Source organism: Streptomyces sp. URMC 129, from assembly GCF_051386415.1.
Classification (GTDB): Bacteria; Actinomycetota; Actinomycetes; order Streptomycetales; family Streptomycetaceae; genus Streptomyces.
On sequence record NZ_JBPQTQ010000304.1, the window covers coordinates 1 to 527 of the forward strand.

Genomic DNA, 527 nt, shown 5'->3' on the forward strand with positions numbered 1-527 from the left:
GAGGGGGCCGGGGGGCGGGGTTGTGCCCGGGTGACTAACGGCAGCTCAGGCGGTGGCCTCGGCGAGGAAGTCCCGGATCCGGGTCAGCCATTGCTCCGGGCTTTCGAGGAACGGGAGGTGGCCGGTGGGGAGTTCGCACAGGCGGGCGTCCGGGATCGCCCGCGCGAGGACGTGGTGGTGGGCGGGGGTGACCAGGGCGTCGTGGAGGGTGGAGATCACCAGCGTGGGGACCGTGATGCCGGGAAGGTCGGGGCGGACGTCGACGGTGTCGACCAGCGCGAGGTGGTCGGCGGTGCCGGGCGGGACCATCAGGGCGGTGGCCTTCACGGCGACGTCCAGGTCGGCCTGGCCGAACGCGTCGAGGGCGGGGGCGCCGAAGCCGGTCAGGGTGAGGAAGGCCGCGAGGCGGGCGGTGTCGCCGGAGGCGAGGAGGTCGCGCCACAGGCGGACGGCCAGCCGGAAGCGGGGGTTGGGGGTGGCGAACCCGGCGGTGAGGACCAGGGCCGTCACGCGGTCGGGGTGGCGGG

1 protein-coding gene is annotated in these 527 nt (G+C 75.3%); it reads right to left on the reverse strand.

Annotation, left to right across the window (positions count from 1 at the left end; all coding sequences use genetic code 11):
• Positions 1-45: 45 nt before the first annotated feature.
• Positions 46-527 (reverse strand): alpha/beta hydrolase (locus ACSNOC_RS27900; protein ID WP_436750356.1); only part of this gene is annotated, 482 nt, incomplete at its 5' end.